We start from the raw sequence: 9,293 nt of genomic DNA, 5'->3' as shown, positions 1-9,293 counted from the left end.
GAGACCAGCTCGATCGCGGACCCGTTGTGCGGGTTCATCTCGGTCAGGCCGAAGTACTCCTCGATGTAGCCGCCGACCTGGACCTCGTCGCCGGGCAGCAGGAAGTTGGCGGCGGTGCCCTCGTAGCAGAGCAGGCCGCTGTAGGTGCCCGAGCCGTCCTGCATGATGAACTTGCTGGTCGAACCGGCGTCGCCGGTGCCGGCCGTCACGATGCCCTGCACGTTGACGACGCGGCCCGTGAACGGCGAGTTCTGCGGGGTGGTCGCGGGGTCGACGTACTGCACGTCGTGGATGGACGTGATGCCCACCGCGACCTCGTACCAGCCGGCCGGGGCGTCGCCCGGGTTCAGCGAGATGTTGCCGTTGCCGTCCAGGGCCCGGACGTAGAAGTCGACCTGACGGCCCAGGAAGCCGCCGGGGATGGTCGCCGACCACACGTTGGCGCCCATGTTGCTCATGGCGGCGCTCAGGAAGACGCCGGTGCTGTCGCCGGAGTCGTCGCGGTAGTAGAGCGCCGCGGAAGCCACGGCGACGTCGTCGGTGATCGTCGCGGTGACGGTGATCGGGTCGCTGGCCAGCGGGGTCCAGTCGGCGCAGTTGATCATGTCGATGATCGGGCCAGAACCCTCGATGAGGTCGGCCTGGCGGCGGGGCTTCAGCTCCATGATGCCGCCCGTGTAGTTGACCAGCGGCGAAATGATGGTGTAGCTGTCGCCGATCGCGACCGCGCCCAGGTTGATCCCGGTGTCGGAATCGATGTAGACGATGATGCTGTCGGTGCCGGAGTGCAGCTTGAACTGGCCGGAGGCCGGCAACGTCGCGATCAGGCCGGACAGCGAGACGAACTTGCCCACGTTCTCGTAGTCGGACTTGGCCTGGGCGATGGTCATCACGACGGGCGTCGGGACGGCCTCGGCGCCGAGGAAGGTGACCGTGGGCGCCGGGGAGAGCTGGATCTCGCCCTGGAAGATGCCGACGGTGCCGGTGACCGAGACGCGGTCGCCGTAGGTCAGCGGGGGGGCCGCCGAGTTGAAGAAGGCGATGCCGTTGCCGGAATCGTCCAGGATGTAGTGGGAACCGGCGTTGTAGGTGCCCTTGACGACGTAGACCCGACCCTCGACGGTCTGGGTCGTGGCGTTGTAGGGGCTGGCCGGAGCGCCGGTCGTCGGGTTGTAGTACTGGATGTCGTCGATCGTCTGGGCGGCGGCAATGCCGGACACGCACACGATGACGGCGAGCGCCAAGGCGCTCTGGATCAATCGCTTCATGCTGTCTCTCTCCTCTGCTTCGGACACACGTTTCCCGCGCAGGGCACGAGTTGGGAGTCGGATCCAGGCGTCAAGTTCAGGAATATGAAGCGTGGAAAGTGGATCGCGGCCCATGACTCTGTGCACGCAAGATGATACATCGGAACCCTTGATTTGTCTACAACTTCGCAGGTTTTTCACACCATGTGACAAAGGGGCCGCGTGAACGGCCCCTTTTATTGAATTTACGAGTTCGAAATCAGGGCGCCAGGAGGGACCGGCCGGTCATGGCGTCCGGCCGGGGCAGCCCGAGCAGGTCGAGCATGGTCGGGGCGATGTCGCGCAAACCGGCATCGGCGCGGCCGTCCAGGGCCCCGTCGCGGCCGGCGAATTCCCGTCCGACCAGGACGAAAGGCACGTCGTTCAGGGAGTGGTTGGTCAGGACACGCCCGTCCGGGGCGATCATCTCCTCGCAGTTGCCATGGTCGGCGGTCAACAGCAGGACGCCGCCGCGCGCCAGCACCTCCGGCACGATCCGCGCCAGCAGCCCGTCGAGGGTGCGGACCGCCGACACCGCCGCCTCCAGCACGCCGGTGTGGCCCACCATGTCGCCGTTGGCGAAGTTCACCACGATCACCTCGTGGAGGCCGGCGGCCAGCGCGTCCAGGACGATCCCGGCGACCTCCGGCGCGCTCATCTCGGGCTGCAGGTCGTAGGTGGCGACCTTCGGCGAGGGCACCAGCCGGCGGTCCTCGCCCGCGAACGGCTCCTCGCGCCCGCCATTGAAGAAGTAGGTCACGTGGGCGTACTTCTCGGTCTCGGCGGTGCGCAGGTTGGGCACGCCGTGCGCGGCCAGGACGTCGGCCAGCAGGTCGCGGGGGGCTTCGGGGTCGAACATGACCGGCAGGCCGAGGCTCTCGTCGTAGACCGTCATGCAGAGGTAGTCCACGGCGGGACGGACCGGCCGCGGGAAGCCGTCGAAACCGTCCACGTTGAACGCCCAGGTCAGCTCGCGCGCCCGGTCGGAGCGGAAGTTCCAGAAGAAGACGGCGTCGCCGTCGCGGACCGTCGCCACGGGGGCGCCGGCCTCGTCGACGATCACGGTCGGGAGCATGAACTCGTCGGTGACCCCACCCGCGTAGGAATCCAGGATCGCCGCGACGGCGCCGGTCGCCGTCTCCCCCTCGCCCTGGACCATCGCGCGCCAGGCCTTCTCGACCCGGTCCCAGCGCTTGTCGCGGTCCATGCCGTAGTAGCGGCCGCCGACGGTGGCGATCCGGCCGCGGCCGAGGCCGGCCAGCGTGTCCTCCAGGTCCTGAACGTACTGCCGGCCGCCGTGGGGGTCGGTGTCCCGCCCGTCCAGGAAGGCGTGGATGAAGATCTCGTCGACGCCCTGACCGGCCGCGATCCGGACGATCTCCTTCAGGTGGTCGAGGTGGGAGTGGACGCCACCGTCAGAGACCAGGCCCAGCAGGTGCAGCCGCCCCCCGCGCCGGTGCAGTCCCGCGACCAGGCCGCGCCACGCGGGGTGCTCGTCGAAGGCGCCGCTCGCGAGGCTGCGCGTCACCAGGTTCAGGTCCTGGTCGATGACGCGGCCGGAGCCGATCGTCAGGTGGCCCACCTCGCTGTTGCCCATCTGGCCCTCGGGCAGGCCCACCTCGAGCCCGTGGCAGTGCAGGGTCGTGTGCGGGTAGTCGGCCAGCAGGCTCTCGTAGAACGCCGGCTTCGCCAGCGCGATGGCGTTGCCGTGTTCGGAGCCGGGGCCCGTCCGCCAGCCGAAGCCGTCGAGGATGCACAGGACCAGCGGGGTGTGGGGGCGACGGCGGTCGGTCATCGGTACTCCTCGGCGAGGTGGTCGGTGGTCGCGTCGAGCCGCGCGAACGTGCCGGGGGGCAGCCGCCACAGTTCGGCGTCGCCCAGGGCCATCAGCACGCAGACGTCCAGCGGCGTCCCGGTCCGCGCGGCCGCGGGACCGTGGATCGTGAAGCAGAACCCGGCCTGCAGCACCGCGCGGCAGACCTCCCGGCCGTCGCCCAGGAATTCGGACAGCCGCAGCCGGCCGTGCCGGACCACGACATCGCCCGGGGCGTCCGGGTGGTGGATCTGGTCGGCCGTCAGCCGGATCCGGGCCGTCCGCTCGCTCTCGAGGCGGGCCAGGGCGCCCGCGCGCCGCACGAACAGACGCGCGTCGCGCAGCAGTTCCAGGGTCGGGGCGGCGGCATCGGCGATCGTGTCGTTCAAGGCGCGGCTCCGTTCGTGTCGTTCTCGCGACCAGTGGCAGACGTTAGCACGGCCGAAGCCGCCCCGCCATCCCTTGACACGCCGCGACGGCCGGCCTATGGTGGGCCGGTCAACCGTTAGGGGTGGCCTTCGAGGCCTGAGAGAGACCCTTGGAACCTGACCCGGGTCATGCCGGCGTAGGGAAACGGGAATCTGCAACGACCGCCATGCGGCCGGCCCCCTCGATGGAGCCGGCGTTTGCTTTTCAGGCGCCGGTTCCCAGGCCCGCTAGGGAGGAACCATCATGGCGCGTCTCGTCGCCGCCGGCCTCTGCGTCGCGGCCCTCGCCTGCCCGCTGCCCACGGCCGCCGCCGCGACGGCGGCTCCGACGGCATCTCCGACCGCGGGACTCCCGGACACCCTCACCTGGGCTCCCGAGGTCGTCGTCACGGCTTCGCGCTACGGCGCCGGGGTCCGCCTCAGCCAGCAGGACATCACCGCCGCGGAGCTGCGGGACCGCCTGGGCGCGGCCGACCTGCCCCTGCTGCTCGAGGACACCCCGGGCCTGCACGCCACCTCCGACGCGGGCAACGGCGTCGGCTACACCTACCTGAACATCCGCGGCTTCGACCAGAAGCGCGTGGGCGTGATGATCAACGGCATCCCGCTGAACGATCCCGAGGACCACCAGGTGTACTGGGTGGACGTGCCCGACCTGGCGGCGTCGCTGGAGGACGTGCAGGTGCAGCGCGGCATCACCAACTCGCTGGGCGCGACGACCGCCGTCGGCGGCACCGTGAACCTCGTCACCGAGCAGTTCGACGACGAGGCCGGCGGCCGCGTCGCCGTGCAGGGCGGCAGCTTCGGCACCTGGCGCGGCTCGGCCGCCTGGCAGACCGGCCCGGTCGGCGACGGCTTCAGCAGCGCCGTCCGCTGGTCGCGCATCGTCAGCGACGGCTACCGCGACCGCACCGGCAGCCGCCTGTGGGGCGCGTTCTGGAGCGGGCGCTGGCTCGGCGAGCGGCACTCCCTGCAGGCCAACGTCTACACCGGGCACGAGGTGAGCAAGCACGGCTGGAACGCGGCCGCCGAGGCGGACCTGCTGATCGACCGGCGGTCCAACCCCGAGACCTACCCGCACGCCGTCGACGACTTCCGGCAGCCGCACTACGAGCTGCACCACCGCTGGACCCTGTCCGACCGCGTGACCCTGGTGCAGGCCGCTTACCTGATCCACGGCGAGGGATTCTACGAGAACCTGAAGGAGGGGGTGACGGCCGGCGACTACAGCCTCGACCATTCGCTGGGAATCGGAGCCGACGACGAGGTCGACCTCGTGCGCCGCAAGCTCGTGGACAAGGACCAGCTCGGCTGGGTGCCCCACCTGGAGATCCGCCACGCCGGCGGCCGCACCATCCTCGGCGGCGACCTCTACGACTTCCACAGCGACCACCACGGCGACGTGCTGTCGGTGGCCGGCGTCGCCGACGGCCTGCAGGGTGTCGACTACTACCGCTACACCGGCGACAAGCAGGCGCAGAGCGTCTTCGTCAACACGATGTTCGAAGCGGCGCCTGGCCTCACCCTCATCGCCGACCTGCAGCTCCAGCACAAGCGGTACGTCTTCCGGCAGGCCGAGCTGGGCAACTTCACCGGCGAGGACCGCCACGCCTACGAGGTGAGCTACGACTGGTTCAACCCCAAGGGCGGCGTGCACTGGGAGCTGCCGGCGCGGCCCTGGGGCGGGCGCGCGGCCGCCTACCTCCACGTCGGCGTGACCCGCCGCGAACCGACCGACGGCGAGCTGTACGACACCTGGTACGGGCCCGACGACCTGGGCGTCGCGCCGCTGTTCCGCACCGGCAGGGGCGTGGACGAGGACGGCGACGGGGACACCGACTACGTGCAGTGGTCCGACCCCTACGTCCGCGAGGAGAAGGCCGTCGACTGGGAGCTGGGCTGGTCGTGGCGCGCGGAGCGGCTGAGCTGGACGCTGAACGGCTACTGGATGGACTTCACGGACGAGATCGTGCCCTACGGGGCGGTCGACGACGAAGGCGCCGCGATCCGCGGCAACGCCGAGCGCACCCTGCACCGGGGTCTGGAACTGGGCCTGGCCGCGCGCCTGGCGGACCGCCACGAGCTGCGGGTGGCCGCCTCGCGCAGCTGGGACGAGTTCGACGCCTACGTCGCGACCCTCGATCCGGACAGCTGGGAGAGCGGCAGCTTCGACTACTCCGGCAACCCGATCCCGCTGTTCCCGCGCCACCTCGCGAGCATCACCCTGGCCTCGGACTTCGGCGCCCTCGACACCCGCCTGCGGCTGCGCAGCGTGGGCCGCCAGCACCTGGACGCCACGGGCCGCGGCGAGCGCACGATCGACGGCTACGCGACCCTCGATGTCAGCGCGGGCCTGGATCTGGCCGATCTGGCGAGCGGCCTGCGCGGTGCGCGCTTCTCCCTGGACGTGCGCAACCTCCTGGACGAGGAGTACGAGACCAACGGCTACTGGTACGGCGGCCGGTACCTGATCCCCGCCGCCGGCCGCAGCTTCCAGTCGGGGGTGCGCTATGACTTCTGACGGCCCGGCGGGCGCGCTCGACGCGATCCTGCTGCCGAAACGCGGCAAGCGCGCCGTCGTGCTGGCCGACGGCGACCCGCCGCCGACGCGCCTGTTGGCCGCGCACCTGGCGCTCGCCGACCTCTTCCTCTGCGCCGACGCGGCGGGCCGGCCCTACGCCGCGCTGCCGCGCCTGCCGGACGCGATCGTGGGCGACCTCGACACCCTGGGCGCGGGCGTGCGGGACGTGCCGGACGGCGTGACGGTGCTGCGCGACGTGCACGAGGACACGACCGACGCGGAGAAAGCCCTGGCCTTCGCCGTGCGCGAGGGCTGCCGCGAAGCCGTGCTGCTGGGCGGGGGCGGCGGCCTGCTCGACCACGCCCTGCACAACGCGCTGCTGCCGGAGCGCTGGTCCGGCCGGCTGCGCCTGCTGCTGGCGGACGCCGGGACGGCGACGGTGCGGGTGGGCGCAGGCGAGTCCTTCGCCTGGGACCTGCCCCCCGGCACCGCGCTCTCGCTGCTGCCGCTGCCAGGCGGTGCGCGCGGCGTCGCCTGCGAGGGCGTCCGCTACCTCCTGCGGGACGCCGTGGTGGACGGCCGCGGCCCGGCCACCATCTCCAACGAGGTCGTCGCGGGGCCCGTCCGGCTGACGGTCGGCGAGGGCTCGCTGCTGCTGATTGTGCGGCGGGGTGCCGCCGCCCCATGATCATCGTCGTCGCCTACGCCCTGTTCCTGGCCTACGCGGTGCTGCGCCTGTTCCGCGCGCCGGCCCGCGACGAGACCGACTACCTGCTCGCCGGCCGGCGCCTGACCCTGCCCGCCTTCGTGGCGACCACGGTCTCGACCTGGTACGGCGGCATCCTGGGCGTCGGCGAGTACGCCTGGACCTACGGCGTCAGCAACTGGCTCGTGTTCGGGGCGCCCTACTACCTCTACGCCCTGGTCTTCGCGCTGGTCCTGGCCGGCCGCGCGCGCCGCGGGCGGGCGCTGACCATGCCCGACCTGCTGCAGGAGCGCTACGGCACGCGCGCCGCGGCGGTGGGCGCGGGCGCGATCTTCGTGATGACGGTGCCGGCCCCCTACGTGCTGATGATGGGCGTGCTGGTCGAGATGGCCTTGGGCTGGCCGCTGTGGCTCGGCGCCGTGATCGGCATGGTGCTGTCGGTGGGCTACGTGGTGCGCGGGGGCCTGCGCGCGGTGGTCGGCACCGAGATCGTGCAGTTCGTCCTGATGTTCCTGGGCTTCATGGTGCTGGTGCCGGTGTGCGTCGCGAAGTTCGGCGGCTGGGATTTCCTGCGCGACGCGCTGCCGCCGCAGCATTTGACCTGGCACGGCGGCCGCGGCTTCCAGGCCGTGGCGATCTGGTACGTGATCGCGGCCTCGACCCTGGTCGAGCCCGCCTTCTACCAGCGCTGCTGCGCCGCGCGCGACGAGCGCACGGCCCGGCGCGGCCTGCTCGTCTCGATCCTGTTCTGGGTCTTCTTCGACTTCCTGACCACCACCTCCGGCCTCTACGCGCGCGCCGTGCTGCCGGGCCTCGAGGACCCCGTGGCCGCCTTCCCGCGCCTGGCGGCGGTGGCCCTGCCGCCGCTGCTGCAGGGGCTGTTCCTGACCAGCCTGCTGGCGACGATCATGTCCACGGTGGATTCCTACGCCTTCATCGCCGCCATCACCGGCGGCCGCGACTTCTGGCTGCGCCTGCGCCGCGGCGGGCCGCCCGGCGACGATCCGCGCACCACCGCCGCGGTGCGCGTCGGCCTGCTGGCGACGTCCGTCCTGGCCGTCGCCCTGGCCCTGTGGTCGGGCTCGGTGATCGGCCTGTGGCACCACCTGGGCAGCGTGGGCACGCCCATCCTGCTGCTGCCGATCACCCTCGGCTACACGCGCTGGCGCCCGCGGCCCGGTCGCGCCACCGCCGCGATGCTCGCCGCCGGCGCCGTCTCGCTGGGCTGGCTGGCGCTGGGACGCGGCGGGCCGTGGCTCGGGGTCGAGCCCATCTTCCCGGGGCTGCTGGTGTCGGCGGGGGTGCTGCTGCCGGGCCTGCGGCGCGACTAGAACAGCTTGCGCGACTAGAACAGCTTGTACGTCACCCCGAACCCGAAGATCTCGCGCCACCGTCCGCTGTCGGAGATCTCCCGGTCGTAGAGCCACTCCAGGAACAGCGTGGTCTGGATGTACTTGGAGACCTGCGCCGAGAACTTCGTTTCCAGGGCGGCGTCGGTGCCCTGCCAGTCGTCGCCGTACGTCTCGTCGAGGTTGCTGGTGACGGCCTGGAAGACCCGCAGCTTCGAGACGACGTTCAGCTGGGGGTTGAAGGTGTGCGTCAGGTCCGAGACCCACTCCAGGCCGGCGTCCTGGACGGTCGCGACCCGGTAGGCCGTGCGCTGGCGCACGCCGAGGCCGACGCGGGTCGACAGGTCGGTCGTCTCGTTCTTGACCAGTTGCCGGCCGAGGCCCGCGGACTCGGTCAGCAGGGCCGGCGTCAGCGGATGGTCATTGCCGTCGTGGAACTGGGTCTCGGCCGCGAAGGCCACGTACGGCGTGATCGGGTGCTCGATGCCGAAGCGCAGCAGCGACTCCAGGAAGATGCGGTCGGTCGACTTCAGCGGCGAGGACCACACCTTGCCGGCGGCGGTCTCCTTCTCCTGGTGGGTCTGGCCGTAGGTGAGCTTCAGCGTGTTCTTCCAGCTCGTCGACGCGTTGAGGTCCTTCTGCGCCGCGACGTCGCCGCTGAAGGTCCAGACCACCGAGCCCAGCTCGCTGCCGGCCCAGGATCCGCTGTACCCGCTCTGGCTGAACATCAGCCCCAGGTCCGCCGACTTCTGCCACTCACCGGCCGCCGCCACCGACACCACGCACAGCGACAACGCCGCGATCAGAACGAGCTTCGACTTCACGACCAACCTCCAGGGTGCGATCCATGGCCTCACCGTTTCCGGCGCCGATACTAATGACGGTCGTCGACCTGCGCAACCGCTGAAGGGCACGGCGACGGACGCCGGCGCGTCCCGGGCCGGCTCTGAGCGGCGCGCGCCGCAGCGGCATCGTCATGCAGCGCGGCCCGCCCCCGCCGCGGGGCAGCTCGGAGCCGGGCAGGACGATCGCGCAGCGGCGGTAGCTCGCGGGATCGACGCGCCCCTCGGCCACGTCGCGGGCCTCGACGACCGCGAAGCCGTGGCGGTCCAGCTCCTCGACCGTGTGGACGTTGCGCGCGTAGACGATCACGCGCCCCGGCGCCAGCGCGAAGCTGTTGGTGCCGGAGT

8 protein-coding genes and 1 riboswitch are annotated in these 9,293 nt (G+C 71.3%); of the genes, 3 read left to right on the top strand and 5 right to left on the bottom strand.

Annotation, left to right across the window (positions count from 1 at the left end; translation table 11 throughout):
- The 3 genes from Q7W29_05005 to Q7W29_04995 all read right to left on the bottom strand — a co-directional run.
- On the bottom strand, positions 1 to 1,268 hold a 1,268-nt coding region (locus tag Q7W29_05005; GenBank protein MDO9171174.1), incomplete at its 3' end, for a hypothetical protein.
- A 238-nt stretch (positions 1,269 to 1,506) separates the two neighbouring features.
- The gene (gpmI, locus tag Q7W29_05000) at positions 1,507 to 3,081 is read right to left on the bottom strand and encodes a 2,3-bisphosphoglycerate-independent phosphoglycerate mutase (protein ID MDO9171173.1); all 1,575 of its coding nucleotides are present in this window, start codon (positions 3,079 to 3,081) and stop codon (positions 1,507 to 1,509) included.
- On the bottom strand, positions 3,078 to 3,488 hold the full coding sequence (locus Q7W29_04995) for a hypothetical protein (GenBank protein ID MDO9171172.1): 411 nt from the start codon (positions 3,486 to 3,488) through the stop codon (positions 3,078 to 3,080). Before Q7W29_04995 ends, gpmI begins: the two co-directional genes overlap by 4 nt.
- 108 nt (positions 3,489 to 3,596) lie before the next feature.
- Positions 3,597 to 3,688: riboswitch (TPP riboswitch) on the top strand.
- A gap of 83 nt (positions 3,689 to 3,771) precedes the next feature.
- Here Q7W29_04995 and Q7W29_04990 point away from each other — a divergent pair.
- The 3 genes from Q7W29_04990 to Q7W29_04980 are packed head-to-tail and all read left to right on the top strand — an operon-like array spanning position 3,772 to position 8,085.
- Positions 3,772 to 6,048, top strand: a complete 2,277-nt coding sequence (locus Q7W29_04990; GenBank protein MDO9171171.1) for a TonB-dependent receptor — start codon at positions 3,772 to 3,774, stop codon at positions 6,046 to 6,048.
- A complete protein-coding gene (locus Q7W29_04985) occupies positions 6,038 to 6,736 on the top strand; it encodes a thiamine diphosphokinase (GenBank protein MDO9171170.1) in 699 nt (232 codons plus the stop codon). Before Q7W29_04990 ends, Q7W29_04985 begins: the two co-directional genes overlap by 11 nt.
- Positions 6,733 to 8,085 carry a sodium:solute symporter family protein gene (locus Q7W29_04980; GenBank protein MDO9171169.1) on the top strand — a complete coding sequence of 451 codons (1,353 nt, stop codon included), beginning with the start codon at positions 6,733 to 6,735 and terminating at the stop codon, positions 8,083 to 8,085. The genes Q7W29_04985 and Q7W29_04980 overlap by 4 nt, the downstream gene beginning before the upstream one ends.
- Positions 8,086 to 8,099: 14 nt before the next feature.
- Here Q7W29_04980 and Q7W29_04975 read toward each other — a convergent pair whose 3' ends face one another.
- The gene (locus Q7W29_04975) at positions 8,100 to 8,927 is read right to left on the bottom strand and encodes a DUF3078 domain-containing protein (GenBank protein ID MDO9171168.1); all 828 of its coding nucleotides are present in this window, start codon (positions 8,925 to 8,927) and stop codon (positions 8,100 to 8,102) included.
- Positions 8,860 to 9,293, bottom strand: a 434-nt coding sequence (locus Q7W29_04970) for an arginine deiminase family protein (protein ID MDO9171167.1), incomplete at its 5' end; no start/stop codon positions are given. The genes Q7W29_04970 and Q7W29_04975, both read right to left, overlap by 68 nt.

The sequence above is a fragment of the bacterium genome (genome assembly GCA_030654305.1).
Taxonomy (GTDB): Bacteria; Krumholzibacteriota; Krumholzibacteriia; order LZORAL124-64-63; family LZORAL124-64-63; genus PNOJ01.
The sequence above is the reverse complement of the archived record's forward strand: the minus strand, read 5'-3'. Positions and strand labels throughout refer to the sequence as shown.